Genomic DNA, 22,622 nt, shown 5'->3' on the forward strand with positions numbered 1-22,622 from the left:
ACCCCTTGGCTCAGTCTCAATAAAGAGCCAAGGGGTCTGACCCCCCCGGCTCAAATATCTAAATATTCCAAACTATTATCTAAAAGTTTTTAATTGTTTTAAATTTTTTCTTCTATAGAATAGACCTATGAATCAGGAGGAGGGTGATTATTTTCTTCTTTATGAAGTGATTTCATGGACAGTAGGACTGCCTCTCTACATAGCTTTTTAGGCTATAGCTTTTGAACTCTTCCGTGGGTACTCTTGATCAGCGTCATTGAAACTCAAAAAATCTGTCCCATTTACTAGTCCTGGTGCACGATTATGAGATTTAAAAGGAGTGGATATTTTTGAAAACGCTTTCCAAAGTGCGCAGTGTTTCTTTGGCTGCTTTGCTGATGGTTTCGGCTTCAGCTCCGATGGCATCAGCAGCTGAAAACAAGGAAATTACAGATGTTTCAAGCCTCAATTGGCAAAGTGTCACATTTGGCCAGTCAACCGATCTTAATTTTTCAGCCAATGTGCTGCCTGAGAAAGTTGGCACCAACTATGCTGAGCCAGAAAAACCAGGCACGATTGATGGAAAAATCACGTTGGAAAGCCGCGGAGGCAAGCTCGCCCCTGGGCACGATGGATTGACCTTTTACTATGCCAAGCTTAATCCTCATACTGATAATTTCGTCCTGGAGGCAGATATGACGATCGACCAGCTTGGGCCTGAAACTGGCGCGAATCCGAGCGGCCAGGAAGGTGCCGGGATTATGGTGCGCGACGCCATTGGCGGTGCCCGGCAGGATCCAATGATTCCGGGCTATGAAGAAGTTCCGGCAGCTTCCAATATATTTGGCGTCGGCATGATGCGCCACGGTGTTTCTCCCATCTACCGCACAGGGGTTCAGTATCCATGGGGCAATCTTGGAAGCCAGCTAAAGGCTTCAGGGTTTACAGCAGATTCAAAATACGCTCTTCCGATCGGGACACCGGTAAAAGTAAAGCTTGAAAGAACAGATACAGAATTCATCATGTCCACCACTTTTACACATACAGGCGAAGAGAAAACGTTCGAACAAAGAGTCAAAGGCGCTGATTTAGTTCAGGTAATTGACCCTGACAATATGTATGTTGGGTTTTATGCATCAAGAAATGCCAAAATGACGATTGAAAATGCAAAGCTTACGGTGAGCGAAGCCCATACAGTCCCGTCAGAGCCAGTACAGCCTGCACCTGCAGATCCTTCAATGAATATCGTTTCAGCAGAACAGGCCGGCTCTGAAAACTATGATCTGAAGGTGCTCGCCAATTACAACGGAACGGTTACCGTGAAGAAAGATGGCGAGGAAGTCGTCGGCAGTGCTGCCGTTCAAGCAAATGAAGCTTACTCGTTCAGTACAAAGCTGCTGCAGGATACTGCCAAATTCAACGTAACCTACACACCAGCAGAAGGTCCTTCCGCTTATCCGATTTCAAAAGAAATCACGGTAACAAAGAAGATTTACAATAGCGGCAAAGGCTTGTTTGTCTCCCCTGATGGAAGCAGTTCAGCAAAAGGAACGATCGAGGATCCAGTCGATCTGGAAACAGCGATTAAGTATGTTCTCCCTGGCGAGGCCATTTTTATGCGCGAAGGCGTCTATACCCCTGCTAATGTGGTCAAGATTGAGAAAGCCTATAGCGGGACAAAGGATCAGATGAAAACATTGGCCGCTTATAATGGTGAAAATGTGGTCATTGACGGCCAAGGAAAACTGAGCAATGTTCTTCAACTGAATGCAGATTACTGGAGAATTTTTGGCATTCAGATTACTAAATCGGCATCTACTGGCATGCGGCTCAGCGGCGATCATAATATCATTGAGCAAATGCTTTTCAACTATAACGGCGACACCGGGTTCCATATCAGCGGCAGCGGCTCAAACCCTGACTTATGGCCAAAACATAATTTAATTTTAAACAGTGAATCGCATGATAACCGCGATGCGTCTGATATCAATGCAGACGGATTTGCTGCGAAACTCGGTGTTGGTGTCGGCAATGTGTTCAGAGGCAATATTGCCCATCACAATATTGATGACGGCTGGGATTTGTACAACCGGACCAATGAGGGCGCCAATATGCCAGTCACAATCGAAGGAAATATATCCTACTCCAATGGCAAGCTCAGCAATGGCTACAACACGGAAGGCACCTCCGGAAGCGGCTTTAAAGTCGGCGGCGAAGGCCTGCCCGTTGCCCATATCCTCCGGAACAACATCGCATTCGACAATAATATGGACGGGTTCACAGACAACTTCAATCCTGGAAAAATGATCGTCGAAAATAACACATCCTTTGATAACAAGCGCTTCAACTATATCTTTAGAATCAATCCGTACTTCACATCGGAAGAGCAAGGTACTTTTAAAAACAACCTCTCCTTCCGCACAAAATCCGGTGCGCTGGAAGACTTTGTGTCAGGTAACAAGGACCACACGAACTTCTTCTATGACGGAACCCAAACCGTCAATAGCAAAGGAACCGCCGTTACAGCAGAAGACTTTGTCAGTGTAGAAGTTCCTGAAAAATTTGCAAGAGACGAAGACGGAAACATCCTTTATGGCAACTTCCTGCGCCCTGCACCTAATAGCTTGCTTAACACTGCAGGGACAGACAACGGAACAGTCGGAGCCTTGGCTGCGAATCCGGTATCGATTACTGTTGAAGGCCCTGGGTCGTTAAGAGAAGGCGAATCTTCACAACTTATCGTGAAAGGAACGTACTTTGACGGGAATAAAAAGGTGATAACATCTGGGTTAGTGTTTAGAAGCGAAGATGAGTCTATTATTTCTGTCGAGAACGGCACTATTCATGCTGGCAAGAAAGGAAAAGCAAGAGTGTTTGTTTCATATAATGGGCTGGAAGCTAGTTTGCAGGTGCATGTGAAGCAGATGCCTCCTGGTCAGGCTAAGAAATGAGCCAGGGGGTCAGGCCCCTTGGCTCAGACTGGAAAAAAGAGCCAGGGGGTCAGGCCCCTTGGCTCTCCCCTTGCCTCTTATGGTGTCGCCCTAAACGCATTGACTGTCTTATCGAGGACCACCTGCCCTTCTCTTCCTGAGTCAAGGACGGTATTTTGAAACGACTCTTTTTCTACCAGTACGGTTGTTACGGCAAGGGGTTCTGATGCTTCGGTTGTCAGCAAAGCTTCTACTTGTGCAGAGAAACAGGAATCACTTGATTTGGCGTCTACCCCTGTGGCAACTACATGATTATTGGAGATATAATTTCCACTGCCCGATACAATTCGTATGATGACTGGTGTCGCACCTGCCGGCTTGATGTGCTGGTTATTAATGACTTCAGAAAAGTGATTGGCCATGACAGAATTATGATTGCCATTGATACAGAGGAGGCCATACAGATCATCCAATCCATTGTCCTTTCCTACAAAAGGGGTCCAGGGTTCATGGTCGCGTAAAAAGTGATTGGAAGAAACCAGGTTTTCCGAGCAACTTTCCTTGAATACCACCATTCCCGGATAAAAGGAATGAAGTCTATTATTTGTGATGCTTGAACGTGTAACACCATCCAAGTAGATACTGCTCGCACCTCGCGGAAAAACATTATTCGCTGTTACCAAAAGCCCGCCAAAATTTTGGGCGTAAATGGAATACCCTTTAAAACCGGCTCCGATCAGGTTGTCGGTTATTTTTGAAGCCTGGCCCCAGCCTCGCAGTTCTATGCAGCTGCCGCATTCAGCTATGAAATTATCATGTATGGTCAGAGCATCTGCATGATAAATAGTAAGTCCATGCTCTAAATACACCAATCCCATGCCTGTAATCCGAAAAGAGTCACAAGCACTCGCAACATAAATTCCCGTCTTTCCGTTAGTATAAGTGTTTTCCGGATTAGCTTCTCCAGAACCATCATCAATAAAATGCAAACCATCAATACAAAATTCAGCAAACTCCACCGAACTTATACGGGGATTACCACTTCGTTCAACATAAAACGCAGCTCCTTTATATTCCTCATCATTCGCATCCACAGGAATATCTACAAGTATCCGGCTGCCCCCGGGCCACAATTCATGCAGATCCGCCCACTCATTCTTAGGAGTATTAAAGCGAATACTCGAAGAAGTAAACCCGTGACCCGAACCCATAATTTTAAGAAAACTGATGTCTATAACCACCTGGCTGGCAAGGCGGTAATCCCCCGGCGGAATATAAATAACCGCACCCGGCTTTCCGCCCTTATTCACATCATTGTCCGTTTGCCGGCTTTTGACATCTGCAATAATACTATTGATTACCCCGCCAATATCCTCATACGGATCACCGGCAGGCCACTCTGTTACATCGTAGTAATTTTTGCTGGCCATATATCCATTCTCCTATCTATTTAGTGTGTTGTTTGTAAATTTTTGAAAGCTTAGCAGGTGACAATAGTATAGAGCTTGTTCGGCTGCTGCACATTCGCCTTGATTCCTCCGTTATCTGATAGCAACTTTTGTTTTCGCTTTCATTTATTAGCGTCAAAGCTATACAGTCTCTATTCTAAAGTCCAAACAAAGTATTTAAAATTCTAAGTTTTTTTGAAAAGGTTATATATATTTAGAAAATCATGAGCCACCGGGACAGATCCGGTGGCCCAGTCTTCCCATGAACCGAAAAAGAGCCAAGGGGTCTGTCCCCCTGGCTCACTTCCGATACTTATCCTCAATAACCATGTATCTTTCGTGGTTAATCTTATCCCACTCAGTTTTCTTGTAATTTAGCCCTTTTAATCTACTATTAAGGGAATCAGGATCATATTCCCGAAAATACGCCGATTCGGCCCAAACTTTCATGTCCTCATGTTCAGGATGCTTCTCATCCTGATAAGCTTCTAGAAATTCATAGAATCCATGCATCCCGCCCACATCTTCAGGTGGTGCTGTTTCTGCTCCATCAAGCAGGGTTGGAAAACCAAAGTAGTAGTCATCGACAGTCTGCTCAAGCTTCACGTTGAAACGCCAGCCGTCCCCAAAATCATAGGAATATTTAATTTCCTTATATTTTTCCAGATAATCATCGATTTTTAAACCGCTAGGCTTGCGCACTTCAACCTTCAATCTTTCCTGACGATTCTTCTCAAAATCCAACATTTCCGCAGGCATTGATCTCAGCCGCTCTTCATATATGCCCTTGTTTTTCTTAAAATGCTGATGCTCAAGATAAGCTTCTTCATTATCTGTAACAATCCTCTGGTCCTCAATCAGGTCAAACTCAAAAAGATGATAACCGTCATAAGGATAACCACTACGAAAATTGGTCACATTCTGGATGACATCATGAAGCCTCTTATACGTCGCTCCGGCTGGCATGATGACTTTTCTCCATATTAATGGGTTTGACCCTTCTAATTCTATTCTTATAATATATGATTTCAAGTTAAATTCGCCTCCATACTATTGCGTGGTGAGCCAGGGGGACAGGTCCCCTGGCCCATTCTGAAATTATGATTAGCCAAGACATGCAGTGTTTTCTCTATTATACCCAATAAAGCGGAGCCACAGGGACAGGTTCCGTGGCTCAGTCTTAAAAAGAGCCAAGGGGTCTGTCCCCTCGGCCCAAAAATAAAAAGTCCCCCAACCTGCAGGGACTTCTTAATATACAAGAAACGGCTTCATTTCGTCTTCTGTTAAATCTTTTGGCTCTACTCCATGTTCTTTACAGTATTTATCTAACGCTCTTATTTTCACTTTTGGGGATTCAGTGGATGCCGGGAATGCAAACACACCATCTGGGAAAGCATTATCAAACTTGTCGATATCTCTGCGCATAATATCACTCCTGGCAATAGCATGCACATCTGGCGTTCTTTTAATATGTCTCAATTTGAATTTGAGTCCTGCCACCATAATACACCTCCCGGAAAATATTTGCTTGACCAGCCTACTAGCTGCAATGTCATCAAACATAATATATTGTCCAAACGTCTGTCTGGCTCCCATACTCATATAAAAAGGATATTTGCTGCTCTTGGATGTAAGTCCTACATACCCATCATACCCTTTATCTATGCTGTACCAACATGCAAATGCTATGAGAATTCTTCCCACATTAATATTTGAGCGCTCTTCGTTTAGTACACCCTTTATAAACTTTTTGTTTTGCGGAGCAGATTCAATTATATCTACATCTACACAAAGAAAGTCTTCATCAGGATTTTCTTTTAAAGCAATAAGACCTTCTACAAAGTCGGGATTTTTGTTGGTAACTAACCCGAATACCCTAAAACCATGCGATATTGGGTGGAGCCAATTAAATTCCCAGCCATAATCAGAAAGGTACCGGTTACCCATTATTTCTTCTTTTCCCACTTCTCGAAAGTAAAAAAAATTATTCAAATGTATTCTTATGCTAACAAGGAAGCAGAAGAAAGTAATAGTGTTTTGGTCCTTGCTTTTGTAGCCCAGCCTCAAAAAGAGCCAAGGGACCCGACCCCTCGGCCCAAAACCGCCCTCAACCCAAAAAGAGGATTTCCCCCCCACCACCTCGAAACTATTACCAACAACGAAAGGAGAATCCCAATGAAACCACCTATTGCAAAACGCATCCCACACCCCCACAATCTGCATGGGGATGTGCGTGAGGACGACTATTATTGGCTGAGGGACCGCAACAATCCGGAGGTCATTACTTACCTGGAAGAAGAAAATCGTTATTACGATGAAATCATGCGCCCATTGGAGGAGCAGACCGATAAGCTTTATCAAAGCATGGTTGACCGGGTTCCTGATTCAGAGGTGAAGGTGCCGGTGCAGCATGGACCGTACTTCTATTATTCTTTTTTGGACAAAGACAAGCAGTATCCAATCTATGCCCGCAAGAAGGCAGCAAGCCGCGAGCAGCTTCCGGAAGCAAAAGAGGAAGTTATACTGGATCTGAACAAGTTAGCCGCTGAGGGTGATTATTTAAGTGTAACGCTGCAGCGTATAAGCACAGATCATAACCGCCTGGCTTATTTGGAGAATCGTGATGGCACTGACCGCTATACCATTTATGTGAAGGATTTGGAAACAGGTGAGCTGCTGCCGGATAAAGTTCCGGATGTCTTTATTCATGGCAGCATGGAGCTGAGCCAGTGCGGAGAGTATATTTTCTACATAACGGTTGATGAAAGTCAGCGTCCTTACCAGCTGTGGCGGCATCGCCTGGGAAGTGAAAACAGCAGTGATGAACTTTTATATGAAGAGAAAGATATAACATTTTCTTTATACATTTCTAAATCGCAGAGCGGGAAATATATTTTTGCACATTCCAGGTCAAAAACGACGAGCGAGGTTCGCCTGTTGGATGCTGCTTCCCCGTTGACTCCTTTGCAGCTAGTAGATGAGCGTCGGGAGGGGATAGAGTACACTGTCGAGCATTGGGAGGATAACCTGCTTATTTTGTCCAATGAGGGTGCGCTGAACTTTCAGCTGCTCCGCTGCCCGGCCGATGACCTTTCTGCACGGGAGAAGGTTGTTAAGCATAGTGAGGACCGCTATCTTCAAGCTATGTATCCGTTTCGGGATACCCTCCTTCTCTCTGGCCGTGAGAACGGGCTGACGCAAATTTGGGTATTGCGCGATGGTGAGCTGGAGCGCATTGAATGGGATGAATCCCTCTATACGGTATCTATTTTACCCGGCCAAAGCTATGAAACAGCAGAGGCACTTCTTCAGTATGAGTCCTTGATTACGCCTAAAACCACATACGGACTGAATCTGCTGACGGGCGAGAGGAATTCTTTGCAGGTTGCGCCTGTCAGCGGGGAATATGATCCGTCCCTCTTCCAGCAAGAGCAGCTGTGGGCGACTGCAGAGGATGGAGTTCAAGTCCCGCTGAGCGTCGTTTATCGGAAAGGCGCGCTGGAAAATGGGCCGGCACCATTAATTTTGTATGCCTATGGATCTTATGGAGCAAACAGCGATCCCCGTTTTGATCCGTACCGCCTGCCTCTGCTGGAAAAAGGGGTAGTCTATGTCACGGCACAAGTGCGCGGCGGTTCCGAAATGGGACGGAATTGGTATGAAGACGGAAAGATGCAGAACAAGCGGAACACGTTCACCGATTTCATTGCTGCAGGGGAATTTCTTGTTGAAAAAGGCTATACAACTTCAAGTCAGATGGCAGCCTATGGCGGCAGTGCGGGCGGCTTGCTAGTCGGCGCAGTGGCCAATATGGCCGGTGATCTGTTCCAGGTAGCCGTTCCGGCAGTTCCGTTCGTCGATGTTGTCACAACCATGCTTGATGCAACCATTCCCCTCACCACCCTGGAATGGGATGAATGGGGCAATCCTGAAAATCAAGAAGACTATTACTATATGAAATCATACAGCCCCTACGACAATGTAGAGGCCAAGAACTATCCGCATATGTATATCACAACCGGCCTGAACGACCCGCGGGTTGCATACTGGGAACCAGCAAAATGGGCTGCACGACTAAGAGCCTTGAAAACGGATAACAACACCCTTGTCCTCAAAACCAACATGGGTGCCGGCCACTTCGGTGCCTCAGGCCGTTTCAACCACTTGAAAGAAACTGCGGCTTGTTATGCGTTTATTTTGGATAAGATTAGGCCATAGGGACAGGTCCCGTGGCTCAAACTCAAAAAGAGCCATGGGGTCTGTCCCCTTGGCTCTTTTCTGATTAAAGATCAAACCAAGGAGACAGACCCCCAGGCTCAAACACAAGATGAGCCAGGGGGTCTGTCCCCCTGGCTCATTTTATTATATGCATGGACCGGTATGTTCCCGGGGTGGTGCCTGTGTTTTTCTTAAAGACCTGGTTGAAGTATTTTTGGTTTTCGTAGCCGACGAGTGTGCATATTTGAGATACTTTATAGTTGGTGGACCTTAATAGTTTTTTGGCTTCTCCCATTCTTACGCTGGTGATATATTCGATGATGGTCTGGTTTTCTGCCTTGGAAAACAAGCTGCAGAGATAGGCTGCGTTTTTGTGGAATTTCCTCCCCAAGTCGTCCAGTACAATCGGCTCGCTGTAATTGGATTTAAGATAGGTTTTCACATCCAATATCAATTTGTCGTTGTGGGATATTTTATTTTCGTCCAGATACCCTTTAATGCGGCTGATCAGCTGGGTGAACCAGGATCTGATTTTTTCAAGGGAGGACAGGGCATTCAGCTCATCGAATAGCACATGCCTTTCAGTCCCGATTGCTTTAACTTCATATTCTTGTTCTATATAGTCAATGACATGGCTGACTACTTCAAAGCAAATGTATCTGACCTTTTCAGGCGGAAGGCTGCCTTCTTTGGAGTTCTCCATAATCTTGCCCATAAGAGAGTCTATATCACTGAGCACATTGGCCTTCTGGCTTTTGAAAAAAGTTTCGATTTCCTGGAGCAGCATTGATTCAATCCAGGCATCGGTTTCTTTCAGGTTCTCATATTCTGTAATTGGGCTGTCAGTATAATTCCCTATATTCAAAGCTTTCATTGCTTCCGAGTAGGCTTTGTTGAGGTTGGATGCGCCTTCGTGCATTCTGCTGACTCCGAGGAATACAGCCGCCTGCAGCTCCTGGCTGATGAAGGCACTGATATCCTGATACAGAAGTTCATCCGGCTGTTGAGCGGCTGGCAAAAGCATGATGACAATCAGCCCATCAATGATATAAAGATAACTGTCTGCTCCACACATCTTCATCTTTTCTTTGATCGCACCCAAAACAGACTCTATCCTGCCTTTCTGGACAGGATCCCCCCAGTCAAGACTATCCACTCTGATTCCCATCACACAAAACTGCTTGATTCGAACAGAAGACGGATCCAGCCTGTTTCCCAGTATGCAGTCGAGTATATATTTTTCTTCCTGCTCATCTTGATAGTGCTTCAGCTTTACATCGATTTGCTTTTCTTCTTTGCGTTTGTCGTATTTAGAGATGGCCTTTTCGACCGATTTGAGGATTTCCTCTGCCTGGATCGGTTTTACCAAGTAATCAATGGCCTCCAGCTCTATCGCCCTTTTGGCATATTCGAATTCGGAATACCCGCTTATGACGATAAAATAGGTTTCAGGCCTGTGGCTGCGGACTTTATGGATCAGATCCAACCCATTCATCTTGGGTATCCTGATATCTGCAAGCACGATATCGGGCTCCAGACTTATGATTTTTTCAAAAGCTTCTTCTCCATCAGAGGCAGTGGCAGTAATCGTAATATGGTGTTCCTCCCAATCAATCGCGGCAGATAGACCATCGATGACCAGCTGCTCATCGTCAACGATTAACAGTTTATACATATTGTCGCACCTCATAGATTTGACCTTGTAAACCCACTTTTAAAATAACCGTGGTTCCTTCTCCCGGTTTACTGTGGATTGATACCCCATATTCTTCCCCATAGCGCAGCTTCAGCCTTTCGTTGATATTTTTTAAGGCATAGCCTTTTGACTGGGGGATGATTTTATCATCAAACCCGATCCCCGTATCACTGATCTTGAAGATGAGGCTGTTATCCTGCCTGTAGCCCTTTATGGTGATGCTGCCTTCTCCGCCAAGATGCTCCAGTCCATGATATACAGAGTTTTCAACAATAGGCTGCAGGATCAGCTTGATAATCTTCTCTTCCAATATGTCCGGGCTGACATCGATGCTGTAGTGAATTTTATTATTAAAACGGATATTCTGAATGTCCAGGTAGCTTTTGATTTGCTCAATTTCATTATTCACAGTCGTGATCGGGCTGCCATCATTTAAGGTTAGCTTAAAGATTTTTGAAAGGCTGATGGCCATTTTGCTGATAGGCTTTGCTTTTGATTTTTCAGCGAGCCAGTAGATGCTGTTCAGCGTGTTATAGAGAAAGTGCGGATTGATATGGCTCTGGAGGGCAAGCAGCTCTGCTTCCTTTTCCTTGAATTGAGATTTGTACAGCTTTACAGTCAGATCATTATTGCGATTATAAAGCTCTACGAACCGGCCGCCGATCTTTCCGATCTCATCATTTCCATTAAAATGGATACCGGTGATGGCTTCCTGCTTCTCCATTTTCTCTGTCACCCTGCGCAGCAGTGACAGCTGTTTCGTAATTCTTTTCGAAATCACGACTGCAACCAGAAGAGAGACAATAAGAGCCAGGAGCAGCAGCGTGATGGCCGCCCACCGCACCTGATTCACTTCTCCAAGCAGGCTTTTATAAGGGATGATACTTACAATATTCCAGCTCGTATTCTGGTTCGTATGGTAATTGATCACATACCTGGTACCTTCAATCTCCCTGATTACCGTGCCTTCTTCATCAGGCGACCCAATGATATCAGAGACCTGCCCGGCGGATACAATTTGGTCATTGCGGGAATAGAGGACCTGATTACCATCCATAACCATGATATTGCCTTTTGTTTTGATATCATTGAACATATCTTCGAATATGGAAGGATCCACTTCGATCAGCAGCACCCCGATCTGCTCCTTGGTCCCAAGATTCCTGATGATCCTTCCATACAGCAAAGGCTGGCTCGTTCCTTTCACAAGCGAGGCACTGCTGCCTGTATACCATTCTCCCTTCCAGGGACTGGCTATCAGCTCGGGATAAAAGCCGGCATCCTTAATCATGCTGAACTCTTTGCCCTCAAGATTGCTTTCACCGCGGTTCAATTTCAATAACCCATGGTTCTCGTTCCCTACATAAATGGCGTTAATATGGGGCCTGTTGACAACGGTGAAGCTGTTCAGGTTTTTCCTCGCCCTTGTTTCCAGCCGGTATAGCATCGGGTCTGTTTTCCTGTGTGTAAGATAATCCTCTGTATCCGTCGATAAGAAAATGAAATTTGAAATGTCTTCTATATCATTGATGAATGTGTCGATATTCCAATCTGAAATATCGAGGGAATTTTTTATCGTGGCCGAAACTTTATTTTCGAGCGCTTTGCTTAAATAAAAAAAGGTGAACGGTCCGATCACAAGCAGAGGGATCAGCGTGGAAAAGAGCGCCAGCGCGATAATCTTCCATTTGATTGGAGAGTCATTGATCTTCAGCCATTTATCCATATGCAGTCCCCCTGCTTTTCAACAAAACTTAATCAGTCATAGAGAATCCTTCTACCAAATCGAATTCACTGTATATATTTTCAATGATAAAAGCACTGCCTTGCCGCCAGCACTGTATAATTCAAGGGTGTCACTGCCGGGATCGGGAAAAATAAGGCTTGTCATGGCCAGTTCCCCATTATTGGCGAAAACTTCGACAGATGAAGCATCAACAAAAAGCTGCAGCTTCAATCTATTGTCACCGCTTACAATTCGCCCGGCATCCCTGGATGCAAAAGAGCTGCTGAAATCAGATTCACCGGATCTGCTCCGGTCAATGAACAGCTCCTGCCGGCCGGCATCATAGCCAATTACCGTTTCTTCTTCCGCCGACTTCCTGACCTTCAGGCCAAATTCAGCATGATCCTCATATTCAAATTCAGCCACAATTTCCAGAGAAGCACCATGAATGCCTGCAAGAGGATACTCTGCTGGAACGTGGAGGCTATCCTGCAGGCTGAACAGCTCTTCCCTCAGCCCTTCAAGGCTTGCAATCGGCTTTTGGAACAGTTTATATTCACCGCAGACACGCTCAAGCACAAGCTCGCGCGGGAGTGTCATGCTGCTGCGCCAAGGCTTTGTCGGGATGTCGTTGGCATACCGCCAGTTGCTCATCCAGCCCATATATATTCTTCTATTACTTTCTACATCAGACCAGCTGACACCTGCATAATTATCTTTTCCTTCATCAAGCCAGCGCACATCTGCACCGTCCGCTTCCGAAACAAAGACCTTCCCGTCAAACTCCCCGATAAAATACTGCGTCCGTGAACCATAAGCCACATCAGGATGATCTCCCAGACTGACCAGCATGACCCACTTCTTTTCATCACCCGCTTCGAGTTCGAATAAGTCAGGACATTCCCACACACCATAATGGGCGCCCTCCCCCTCGCCAAATGCACTTTCAAAAGACCAATCCTTCAGATTAGGAGAACTATAGATATGGATGCTTTGGCCTGCTGCCAGCACCATGATCCATCTGCCGGTATCATGGTGCCAAAACACCTTCGGATCCCGGAAATCAGTGATTTCCTCATCAGCCAGGACAGGGTTTTCCTTATATTTGATCCAAGTGCGACCCTCATCAAGGCTGTAGGCAAGGCTTTGCCGCTGCCTCGGCCTGTCAGTCCCTGGATAGGTATCTGCGTGAGTGAAGACCGCCACCAGCCCTGGTTTTCCATTAAAGAAGCCTGAGGTATCATTCCAATCAACGACCGCACTCCCTGAAAAAATCATCCCATGCTCATCAGGGGCCAGGGCAATATTCTGATGCTCCCAATGGACAAGATCCCTGCTGATCGCATGCCCCCAATGCATCGGTCCCCACTTGGTGCCAAACGGATGATACTGATAAAACAAATGATATTCTCCTTTGTAGAAAACCATCCCGTTCGGATCATTCATCCATTTCTCCTTAGGTGTGAAATGAAACTGCGGGCGATATTTTTCTTTATAATGCTGCATTTTTGCTTCCATCAGCTCTTCGCTCCTTTTCTTAGCAGGTCCTCAATCTCCACGGGTCCCGGCATGCTTGGAATAGCGCCTTTTCTGGTGACAGACAAAGCGGCAGCCGCATTTGCATACAAGACCATTTCCTCCAGCCTCTCCCTATTCAATTCACCAGGCTTGAGCCCTGACAGGAGGAATTGATGAAGAAAGCTGCCCATGAAGCTATCTCCCGCCCCTGTGCTATCGGCCGCATTCACTTTGAAGCTGCCGATTTTCCCGCTATCCCTGCCGCACCGGTAATAGCTCCCTTCACTGCCCAGGGTCACCAGCAGAAGAGGGATGGCAAACTGTTCTGCCAGAAATGCTGATCCTCCCTGCAGGTCCATATCCCCGGCGAGAAGGCGGAATTCTTCTTCAGACAATTTGACGATGTCTGCATGCCTCATGCCTTCTTTCATCCACCTTACCGCTTCTTCTTCGTTTTCCCATAATTTTTCCCGATAATTCGGATCGTAGGATACGGTTGTCCCGCACTCCCTGGCATATCTCACCGCCTCAAGGGTGGCGCCGCGGGCAGGCTCATCAGTCAAAGAAAGCGAACCGAAGTGGAAGATCCGGGAGTGCTTCACCATCTCTTTATTCACTTCAGCTGCCTCAATCATCATATCGGCCCCCGGGTTGCGGTAAAAACTGAAAGACCGGTCGCCCTCTTTATCTAAATGAACAAAAGCCAATGTGGTCCGCACATCCGGAGAAAACAGCAGCCCTCCCGTATCGATATCATTCTCGTCCAGCACCTGCTTAAGATAGCGGCCGAACTGGTCATCGCCCACCTTGCCTATAAAGCCCGTTCTTCTGCCAAACCTGGCGAGGGCCGCCAATACATTAGCCGGTGCGCCGCCTGGATTCCTGATGAATTCCCCCTCGCTTCCAGAAGGAGTAAAATCAATCAGCAGCTCTCCCAAACTCGTAACATCAAACATTTCCACAAGATCACCGCCCAACTAGTTATTCTTTTACAGCGCCCAGCGTCATGCCGCTGACAATATACCGCTGAACAAAAAAGGAGAAAATCATGACCGGCAGACTGAAAGAGATCGCCGCTGCAGTCATAGGACCCAAATCAAGATTATAAGCCGTAAGAAACTCGGAAATTCCCACCGTCGCTGTTTTTGCTTTGGTGCTAGTCATCAGCAGGGAAAACAGGAAATCATTCCATGCCAGCATGAACGTAAAAATAGACGCTGTCGCAATGCCGGGCAAAGAGTTCGGAAGGATGACTTTGATAAAAGACCCGAGCCAGCTGCACCCATCCACCCGTGCTGCCTCATCCAATTCCTTCGGGATGCTGTCAAAAAAACCGATCAGCAGCCAAATTGCAAACGGCACATTAAGGCTTGTGTAAACAAGTATCAAGGCGAGCTGGGTATCAAGAATTCCCATGCTTTTAATGATCATATACATCGGGATTGCAATACTGATCATCGGCACCATCCTGATCACAAGCGTAAAAAGAAGAAAATAGCTGCCCGTTGCAGACGTAAACCTTGATATGCCGTAGGCGGCAAGGGAGCCAAGGAAGACACTTAAAATAGTGCTGGCTCCTGCTGCCAGGAAACTATTCAAGAAATATTTTGCGATCGGAAGGTACTCGAACATATTTTTATAGTTTTCCAGAGAAAACCTTGACGGCCATAGTGTAGGAGGAGCGCTCACTGCCTCGGCCGAGGGCTTCAGGGACGTCAGCAGCAGATAGATGTAAGGTCCCATGAACATCAAGGCAAACAGACATGAGGCCGTGATGATAAAAACTGTCCACAGCTTCCGTTTCAGCTTAATATCACTGATTCCGGCAGCATGCTCCGGCTTTGTTCCTTTCAATGACAAATCAGACATAGAATTTCACCTCCAGAATTAGATCCCCTTCTTGCGCGGAGACCATAGTTTCGTAATAAAAAATGAACTTAGACCTAGCAGAAGGATGATAAAGATGACAGCCATCGCACTGGATTCTCCCACCTGCCCGTAGCGTGTCAGGGTTTTGTACATATAAGTGCTCAGCAGCTCAGAGGAAAAGCCTGGTCCCCCCTGCGTCAGCACCCAGACAATATCGAAGGTCCTGGCCGCATCGATAATCCGGATCAGCAGGGCCACTGTCGCAACCGGAATCAGGGACGGGATCGTCACATACCTGAATTTCTGCCACCTGCTTGCCCCATCAATCTCAGCCGCTTCATAAAGGCTCTGCGGAATCCCCTTCAGGCCGGCCAGGAGGACGAGCATCATAAACGGCGTCGTCAGCCATATATCCGCGATAATCGTCGAAAAAAGGGCAAATTTCGAATCTGACAGCCACATGATTTGATGGGGATCAGAAAGGATGCCGATCTTATAAAGACCCCAGTTGATGATGCCAAACTGGTCATTCAGCATGAACTTCCATATAAGACCGGAAACAAGCGGGGCCAGCATGAGAGGGCTCAGCAGCAGCGTCCTGATGACTTGGCTGCCTTTGAACGCGTTGCTCAAAAGCAAGGCCAGGATCAGGCCCAGGATAAATTCGACTCCGACAGCAGCTGTTATATAAATGACAGTGTTCCATAAAGCTTTGAGAAAGCGCTCTGAAGTCAGAGAGCTCACATAGTTGGAAAGTCCGACAAATTCCCTGGCGGAAGCATTCAGAAAATCTACTTTATAAAAGCTGTCCCTGACAAGGAGAAGGATGGGGTACAGCAGGAATACAAGCATAAAAATGCCTGCCGGCAGGAAAAACATCGCTGATAATGCGCCATTTCTCAGTCTCACTTCTTGACCTCCTATTACAATTTCATAGATTAAAAGGAATTTCCCCATGCTTCCATGAGGAAATTCACCATTTTTTCAGTTACTGAGGCGGCAAAAGATCTTCAATGATTTCTGCTGCCCAGTCAAGCGCCTCCTGAGGAGTCTTTTCGCCCGAGAGAGCATATTGGACAGCCGGGATCAGCGCTTCGCTTTCTATCTGCTGCCATTCCTTGATGGCCGGCCTGTTCTGGGTCTGCTCCCCGCTCAGGGTTGCCATTAGAGGCTCAAGATGCTCATATCCCTCTTTTTGGCTGTACTCTTCGAAAACAGACTTCTTGGCGGCAACACCCAATGTTTCCATATACAATTCATTCTTGTCATAAAGGAATTCCAGATACTTTTTCGCAATATCCTGCTTTTTGGATGAGCTCGGAATCACCTGATACCAAGGACCAGGAACCGCACCGATCCCAGCATCGCCGGCAATCATCGGGGCACTGCCGACTTTTCCGGCCACATCCGACTGTTCAGGGTCATTAGACGGAACATAGAAATGGCCCCAGCCAATCATCATGGCTGCCTTCCCGCTCCAGAAAAGCTCAGAGGTTTCGGCAGAAGCTATTTCAAGAGCCCCGGCCGGTACCGATTTATCTTTCGTCAGCATATCTGTTAAAAATTGAAGAGATTCCACATAAGGCTCAGAATTAATCAGGACCTTCCCGTCTTCATCAATCACCAGCGGATTGGCGCCGGCCTGTGCAGCATGGTCGAGCCAGCTGGCTACAGCATCCCCATTATTGGCACCGAAAACTGTTGTTCCATACATATCCGTTTTTCCATCATTATCTGTATCCCGAGTAAAGAACTTCGCCATATCGCGGTATTCCTGCCACGTCTTAGGCGGGGCTAATTCATAGCCGAACTCAGCCTTAAAATCGGCCTTGTTCTTTTCATCCTCAAACAGATCTTTGCGATAGATTAAATTCTTGGCGTTGGTCCACGTAGGCATTCCGTAAACTTTATCATTATAGCTGCCGCCATCAACCAGCCCGGCAAAGAGATCCTGCTCAACTTCATCTGTCACTAGATCATCAATCGGCAGCAATCCTCCAGCAAGTGCCGGGAACCATAGAATATCAATGGTCGCCACATCGAAAGCCCCAGCCTGTGAAGCCACCTCCGCTTTCAGCTTGTCATAGACACCGGTATAAGGAACCGATTCAATCTTCACCTCATAGCCCGTTTCTTCCTTGAACTCAGCAGCCGTCTCCTTCGAAACCTTAAAAGCAGGGCTGCCGCCTTCCACCAGTACCGTAATGCTCTTATCTTTAGCATCTGCCGAATCCGAACCCGCTTCCTCACTGGCACATCCTGCCGCAAAAATAAGCACAAAGGACATCAATAAAGCGAGCGAAAAATAACCCTTCTTCCTGGTCATGCAAAATCCCCCTTATCCAAATGTTATTATTAATGTATAAATCCTCTATACACTTACACATGCCTCAGATATCCTGCGCGAATACTCAAGCACCCCCGCATGTCTATCTATAACTAAATTGTAAGGGGTTTCACCCCCTTTTAAAATTCAAACTTCTTTAGATAAGGTTATATATATTTGGAACTTTTGGGGTTTGGGCCGGGGGGTCAGGTCCCTTGGCTCAAAATGAGCCAGGGGGTCTGACCCCCTGGCTCTTAGGAGACAGACCCCCTGGCTCTTTGCTCAGGTAATGGGCCGCCGGGTCAGGTCCCCTGGCCCAAACTCAAATAAGCCACTGGACCTGACCCCCTGGTTCAACCCCCTGGTTCAAAATTCCCCTTTACCATTCGTTATTTTCACCTTATAATGAATTTATTGTAATTGATAATGATTTTCATTATTATCCCTTGGAGGAACGCATTTATGAATCTGAATGAATTAAAAGTTGGAGACTTAGCAAAAATCGTGAATGTAAGCCAGGTTCAAGGACTTATTCAAAAACGTCTTAGCCATTTAGGAATTTCTGAGAATGCAGAAATCTGCGTTAAAAATAAGCAGCCTTTTGGCGGGCCGTGCATGATTGATTGCCAGGGCCAGTGTGTGAGTCTGCGGAGAAATGATGCCAGCTGCATTCAGGTGGAATTGGTATGCAAATAGCGTTATTCGGCAATCCCAACACCGGGAAGACATCATTGTTTAATTCTCTAACTGGTTCGTATGAGTATGTTGGAAATTGGAGCGGGGTAACCGTTGAGAAGAAAGTTGGAACCTTGCGGGACGGCAAAGGGCGTCTGATTGACCTCCCGGGTGTTTATACCCTGAACCCTATTTCCAAAGATGAGAGTGTGGTTACCCAATTTCTTCTGGAGGAAAATTTTGAAGGAATTCTTAATATAGTCGATGCTTCACAGTTAAAGAGAAACCTGCAGTTAACGGTTCAGTTATTAGAGTATGGAAAGCCGATTGTGATAGGGCTCAATATGACAGATGTGGCTCAAAAACGAGGGATCATGGTTGATGAACGAGCGCTTTCCAGGCAACTAGGACTGCCCATCATCCCCATTATCGCCCGAACAGGAACCGGTGTGAACTTTTTATCTAATGAACTTACATCTTCTAAGGAAAATCCGAAGGTAAAGCCGCTTGTTATCAACTATGGAGCCGTTATAGAAAATGCTATCCAGGAAATCGTGCAAAAGCTTTCGGGTACAGGTCACAATAAACGCTGGTTAGCCATTCAGCTTTTGGAAGGCAACAGCCGGGTAGAAGAATATTTATTCCAGAATGCTAAGCAAGAGCAATTAAGCAATATTGTTTCCCAGGCAAATGAACAATTGCTGGAACATTCCCATACTTCCCTTCACCAGGAAATCTACCGGATCAGAGATCAGTATATCCAGAAGATCCTTGCTGAAGCTGTTGAAAATAACGCGCAAAAGAGAAGTAATCTGTCTGATAAAATCGATCAGGTGGTAACCAATAAAATACTGGGAATCCCTATTTTCCTTGGCCTTATGTACTTGATGTTTATGCTGACATTCAACTGGCTCGGCTATCCTCTTTCAGATCTCCTGGATGGATTTCTTTCAGGTCCTCTGACAAGCTGGGCCCAAACCGGACTTAATGCAGCAGGGGCAAGCGATTTTATACGCGCCTTGATCCTCAATGGAATCATAAGCGGAGTCGGCGGCGTTTTGGTTTTTGTCCCGCAGATTCTTATCCTGTTTTTCTTTATTTCCCTTCTGGAAGATTCGGGATATATGGCCCGTGTTGCAACTGTCATGGACAGGATCATGCAAGGCATCGGCCTTAACGGAAAAGCCTTCATCCCTATGATTATAGGTTTTGGATGTAATGTGCCTGGCGTTATGGCTGCACGGACAGTAGAGCAGCCAAAGGAAAGATTATTAACCATCCTTTTGACGCCATTGATGTCCTGTTCTGCAAGATTACCGGTATATGCACTATTCGTTGGCGCATTCTTCTCCAGATTCCAGGCGCTGATTGTTCTATCTTTGTATGTATTAGGGGTTGTACTTGCACTCATCCTGGCAAAATTATTCTCTAAAACTCTTTTTAAAAATGAACAATCCTATTTCATTATGGAACTGCCTCCCTACCGCTTCCCGCAATGGACGACCTTATGGAGAAGCACATGGGACAAAGGAAAAGGCTTTGTCCGAAAAGCCGGAACCTTTATTTTTGGCGGATCGGTGTTTATTTGGCTATTATCATATGCCGGACCTCAGGGCCTCGGTGTGTCCATGGACGATAGTTTCCTTGCTATGATTGGAGGTATCTTTGCCCCGCTGCTGGCCCCGCTGGGATTTGGGACATGGCAGGCAGGAGCAGCTCTATTAACCGGATTCCTGGCAAAAGAAGTAGTCGTCGCTACAATGGGCATTATTTATGCCGTCCCTGAATCAGGACTGCAGGAGGTATTACAGCAGGCTTTTACACCAGTCGCTGCTTACAGCTTCATGGTCTTTGTCCTGATTTACGTACCATGCCTGGCCACTGTTGCAGTCATCAGCAAAGAAACAGGATCTAAAAAGCTGACACTATTCAGCATTTCTTATGCTTTAGTCACAGCCTACGTCCTATCCTTCATTGTCTATCAAATTGGATCGATACTGGTTAAATAGAAAGGAGTCCTCCACATGATTTTCAGCTGGATCATCGGATTGCTTATATTTTGCTATGCCGGGTATATGATGTACCGCCACATAAAAAACAGCAAAAAAGGCAAGTGCGCAGTGTGCGAGCTGAAAAAAAGCTGCTCATCCGTAAATGCAGGCTGCAGCACAAGGGAGCCATAGGGACAGACCCCCCGGCCCAATTGAATGCGCCATGGGGACAGACCCCCCGGCCCAAACTCAAAAAAAGCCAAGGGGTCTGTCCCCCCGACTCCCTCCCCAAACAAAAAAAAGAGCCAAGGGACCTGTCCCCTTGGCTCTTTTTTCGGACAAACATACATTTCTCTATAAATCCACCATTTCATCATTTCTATTTTTCCCAATAAAGATATCATATCAATGAAGAACTAAATTCTAATAAAGAAAGGAGAGTTATGATTATGGTAAAAAAAGTGAATCCTGCGGATCCGAATACAATACCGAAGTTTGTGGACAAACTCAAGAAGCCATCTGTTGCACAGCCGAAACGGCATACTTCTTATCCGAGAAATTCGTATTATGAGCTGGAAATCAAGCAAGGGATGCATCGTTTTCATAAGGATTTTCCGCTCACCAGGATTTGGGGGTATGATGGACTGGTTCCAGGACCGACTATAGAGGCGAAAAAAGATAAATCAACTTTTGTAAAATATATTAACAAATTGCCAACCAAGCATTTTCTGCCTGTTGACCGCTCCCTCCATACAGCAAGCGACTCACCAGAGGTCCGGACAGTTACCCACCTCCATGGTGCGAATGTTTTTTGGGAGAGTGACGGCCATCCTGAAGCCTGGTATACGAGAGATTATGAATATGTAGGCCCAAAATTCAGGAGAAAAGTCCATGAATATACGAATCACCAGCCTGCAGCTACTCTATGGTATCATGACCACGCCATGGCTTTGACACGATTAAATGTGTATGCAGGACTTGCCGGATATTATCTGCTCCGGGATCATCTGGAGGAACGGTTAAATCTGCCTTCGGGAGATTATGAGATCCCTATGATGATCCAGGATAAGTCTTTTAATGAGGACGGATCCCTTTTTTACCCTGATGGGCCTCAGCCGCCATTCCCACCTGTGCCAGTCCATCCTTCCATTACAGTCGGCCACCTTGGCAATACCATTACGGTGAACGGGACAGTTTGGCCATATTTAAATGTGGAGCCGCGAAAATACAGGTTCCGGATGCTGAATGCTTCTAATAGAAGAGGATATGTTCTTAGGCTGTCAAACAGTCAGCAGCTGATTCAAATTGGGACAGATGGCGGATTTTTGACAAACCCTAATCCAATTGACAGTGTGGAATTGCTGCCGGCAGAAAGAACAGATCTTATTATTGACTTCACTGACCTCCAAGGTCAGACCATTACGCTGATGAATGACGATACCGAGTTCCCTGGTGAACACACTAGCGTGGTGATGGAGTTCCGGGTGTCCCTGCCGCTTAAAGGAAAGGATACCAGCTCCATTCCGGAAGAACTGGCACCGCTAATGGAGATTCACGATCATCATGCTCATATAGCGAGGGACTTGCCACTAACTACTTCAACGGATCAGTACGGCAGGCTCATGCTAATGCTGAATGATCGGATGTATCATGATCCCGCAACGGAAAAACCATCCTTGGACAGCATCGAAGTCTGGAATCTAATCAACACAACACCAATCCCCCACCCTATTCATATTCACTTAATTCAGGGCAAACTAATTGGCCGGAGACCGTTTAATGTAGACAAGTATCTTAATGAAGGAATTCTTGAAATGGGGCCGCTTGAGCTGCCACGGGACTACGAAACCGGCTGGAAAGACGTATTCAAGGCAGACGTCGGGTATGTCACTTCCGTCATCATGCACTGGAAGGACTTCACAGGCAATTACATCTGGCACTGCCACTTCCTGGAGCATGAGGACCATGACATGATGAGGCCAATCACCGTCATCAACGATGCCCATCCGGTTCAGGTTGCCCATGCCAACGAAGGCGGGCATAACGAGGAACAGCCTGGGACAAATGATCCACCAGCAGACGCACCGCCAGCTGAGGGAAATGAAACTGATTCAGGGGTATAGTGAGAATTTGATCAGTGGGGGTTTGCATTCCCGCTGATTTTCTTTTGGGCAGTCCTCTCTCTTTAGGTCGTACCCTATAAAAAATAATTAGAATTTTAAGAAAATATCCTCATTTACTATTTT

Annotated in this window: 16 protein-coding genes; 6 read left to right on the forward strand and 10 right to left on the reverse strand. The window is 46.2% G+C overall.

Features of this window, described 5'->3' with window-relative positions; genetic code table 11:
• Positions 1 to 329 precede the first annotated feature (329 nt).
• Positions 330 to 2,930, forward strand: coding sequence for a right-handed parallel beta-helix repeat-containing protein (locus LCM00_RS23760; protein WP_224906662.1), 2,601 nt, complete (start codon positions 330 to 332; stop codon positions 2,928 to 2,930).
• A gap of 77 nt (positions 2,931 to 3,007) precedes the next feature.
• Here LCM00_RS23760 and LCM00_RS23765 read toward each other — a convergent pair whose 3' ends face one another.
• The 3 genes from LCM00_RS23765 to LCM00_RS23775 all read right to left on the reverse strand — a co-directional run bounded on the left by LCM00_RS23765 (position 3,008) and on the right by LCM00_RS23775 (position 6,322).
• A complete protein-coding gene (locus tag LCM00_RS23765) occupies positions 3,008 to 4,339 on the reverse strand; it encodes a right-handed parallel beta-helix repeat-containing protein (RefSeq protein WP_224906664.1) in 1,332 nt (443 codons plus the stop codon).
• Between the two features lie 318 nt (positions 4,340 to 4,657).
• Complete coding sequence (locus LCM00_RS23770; RefSeq protein WP_224906666.1) at positions 4,658 to 5,389, reverse strand: plasmid pRiA4b ORF-3 family protein; 732 nt, start codon at positions 5,387 to 5,389, stop codon at positions 4,658 to 4,660.
• 216 nt (positions 5,390 to 5,605) lie between these two features.
• Entirely contained in the window at positions 5,606 to 6,322 is a 717-nt protein-coding gene (locus LCM00_RS23775; protein WP_224906669.1) for a hypothetical protein, read from the reverse strand.
• A 210-nt stretch (positions 6,323 to 6,532) separates the two neighbouring features.
• On the opposite strand from LCM00_RS23775, the gene LCM00_RS23780 reads away from it, so the two are divergent.
• Positions 6,533 to 8,575: a S9 family peptidase gene (locus tag LCM00_RS23780; protein WP_224906671.1), complete on the forward strand. Its 2,043-nt coding sequence runs from the start codon at positions 6,533 to 6,535 to the stop codon at positions 8,573 to 8,575.
• Positions 8,576 to 8,711: 136 nt separating this feature from the next.
• Here LCM00_RS23780 and LCM00_RS23785 read toward each other — a convergent pair whose 3' ends face one another.
• The 7 genes from LCM00_RS23785 to LCM00_RS23815 all read right to left on the reverse strand — a co-directional run bounded on the left by LCM00_RS23785 (position 8,712) and on the right by LCM00_RS23815 (position 17,710).
• Positions 8,712 to 10,250, reverse strand: coding sequence for a response regulator (locus LCM00_RS23785; protein WP_224906673.1), 1,539 nt, complete (start codon positions 10,248 to 10,250; stop codon positions 8,712 to 8,714).
• The gene (locus LCM00_RS23790) at positions 10,243 to 11,997 is read right to left on the reverse strand and encodes a cache domain-containing sensor histidine kinase (protein WP_224906675.1); all 1,755 of its coding nucleotides are present in this window, start codon (positions 11,995 to 11,997) and stop codon (positions 10,243 to 10,245) included. The genes LCM00_RS23785 and LCM00_RS23790 overlap by 8 nt, the downstream gene beginning before the upstream one ends.
• Positions 11,998 to 12,048: 51 nt before the next feature.
• Entirely contained in the window at positions 12,049 to 13,515 is a 1,467-nt protein-coding gene (locus tag LCM00_RS23795; protein ID WP_224906676.1) for a glycoside hydrolase family 32 protein, read from the reverse strand.
• Entirely contained in the window at positions 13,515 to 14,471 is a 957-nt protein-coding gene (locus LCM00_RS23800; RefSeq protein WP_224906724.1) for a carbohydrate kinase family protein, read from the reverse strand. Before LCM00_RS23800 ends, LCM00_RS23795 begins: the two co-directional genes overlap by 1 nt.
• A 25-nt stretch (positions 14,472 to 14,496) precedes the next feature.
• Positions 14,497 to 15,384, reverse strand: coding sequence for a carbohydrate ABC transporter permease (locus LCM00_RS23805; protein ID WP_224906678.1), 888 nt, complete (start codon positions 15,382 to 15,384; stop codon positions 14,497 to 14,499).
• 18 nt (positions 15,385 to 15,402) lie between these two features.
• Complete coding sequence (locus LCM00_RS23810) at positions 15,403 to 16,293, reverse strand: carbohydrate ABC transporter permease (protein WP_224906680.1); 891 nt, start codon at positions 16,291 to 16,293, stop codon at positions 15,403 to 15,405.
• 79 nt (positions 16,294 to 16,372) lie between these two features.
• Complete coding sequence (locus LCM00_RS23815; protein WP_224906682.1) at positions 16,373 to 17,710, reverse strand: ABC transporter substrate-binding protein; 1,338 nt, start codon at positions 17,708 to 17,710, stop codon at positions 16,373 to 16,375.
• A 462-nt stretch (positions 17,711 to 18,172) separates the two neighbouring features.
• On the opposite strand from LCM00_RS23815, the gene LCM00_RS23820 reads away from it, so the two are divergent.
• The 4 genes from LCM00_RS23820 (at position 18,173) to LCM00_RS23835 (ending at position 22,499) form a co-directional block, all read left to right on the forward strand.
• Complete coding sequence (locus tag LCM00_RS23820; protein ID WP_224906684.1) at positions 18,173 to 18,406, forward strand: FeoA family protein; 234 nt, start codon at positions 18,173 to 18,175, stop codon at positions 18,404 to 18,406.
• The gene (gene feoB / locus LCM00_RS23825; RefSeq protein ID WP_224906686.1) at positions 18,397 to 20,394 is read left to right on the forward strand and encodes a ferrous iron transport protein B; all 1,998 of its coding nucleotides are present in this window, start codon (positions 18,397 to 18,399) and stop codon (positions 20,392 to 20,394) included. Before LCM00_RS23820 ends, feoB begins: the two co-directional genes overlap by 10 nt.
• Positions 20,395 to 20,409: 15 nt before the next feature.
• On the forward strand, positions 20,410 to 20,568 hold the full coding sequence (locus LCM00_RS23830) for a FeoB-associated Cys-rich membrane protein (protein WP_224906688.1): 159 nt from the start codon (positions 20,410 to 20,412) through the stop codon (positions 20,566 to 20,568).
• Between the two features lie 257 nt (positions 20,569 to 20,825).
• Positions 20,826 to 22,499: a multicopper oxidase family protein gene (locus LCM00_RS23835; protein WP_224906690.1), complete on the forward strand. Its 1,674-nt coding sequence runs from the start codon at positions 20,826 to 20,828 to the stop codon at positions 22,497 to 22,499.
• Positions 22,500 to 22,622 lie beyond the last annotated feature (123 nt).

This window comes from Bacillus infantis (assembly GCF_020171945.1).
GTDB classification, from domain to species: Bacteria; Bacillota; Bacilli; order Bacillales; family Cytobacillaceae; genus Bacillus_AB; species Bacillus_AB infantis_A.

Coding starts and splice junctions, on each gene's coding strand:
- LCM00_RS23835 (WP_224906690.1), top strand. CDS start 20,826: ATGGTAAAAAAAGTGAATCCTGCGGATCCGAATACAATACCGAAGTTT.
- LCM00_RS23795 (WP_224906676.1), bottom strand. CDS start 13,515: ATGGAAGCAAAAATGCAGCATTATAAAGAAAAATATCGCCCGCAGTTT.
- LCM00_RS23765 (WP_224906664.1), bottom strand. CDS start 4,339: ATGGCCAGCAAAAATTACTACGATGTAACAGAGTGGCCTGCCGGTGAT.
- LCM00_RS23800 (WP_224906724.1), bottom strand. CDS start 14,471: ATGTTTGATGTTACGAGTTTGGGAGAGCTGCTGATTGATTTTACTCCT.
- LCM00_RS23820 (WP_224906684.1), top strand. CDS start 18,173: ATGAATCTGAATGAATTAAAAGTTGGAGACTTAGCAAAAATCGTGAAT.
- LCM00_RS23790 (WP_224906675.1), bottom strand. CDS start 11,997: ATGGATAAATGGCTGAAGATCAATGACTCTCCAATCAAATGGAAGATT.
- feoB (WP_224906686.1), top strand. CDS start 18,397: ATGCAAATAGCGTTATTCGGCAATCCCAACACCGGGAAGACATCATTG.
- LCM00_RS23815 (WP_224906682.1), bottom strand. CDS start 17,710: ATGACCAGGAAGAAGGGTTATTTTTCGCTCGCTTTATTGATGTCCTTT.
- LCM00_RS23805 (WP_224906678.1), bottom strand. CDS start 15,384: ATGTCTGATTTGTCATTGAAAGGAACAAAGCCGGAGCATGCTGCCGGA.
- LCM00_RS23830 (WP_224906688.1), top strand. CDS start 20,410: ATGATTTTCAGCTGGATCATCGGATTGCTTATATTTTGCTATGCCGGG.
- LCM00_RS23785 (WP_224906673.1), bottom strand. CDS start 10,250: ATGTATAAACTGTTAATCGTTGACGATGAGCAGCTGGTCATCGATGGT.
- LCM00_RS23780 (WP_224906671.1), top strand. CDS start 6,533: ATGAAACCACCTATTGCAAAACGCATCCCACACCCCCACAATCTGCAT.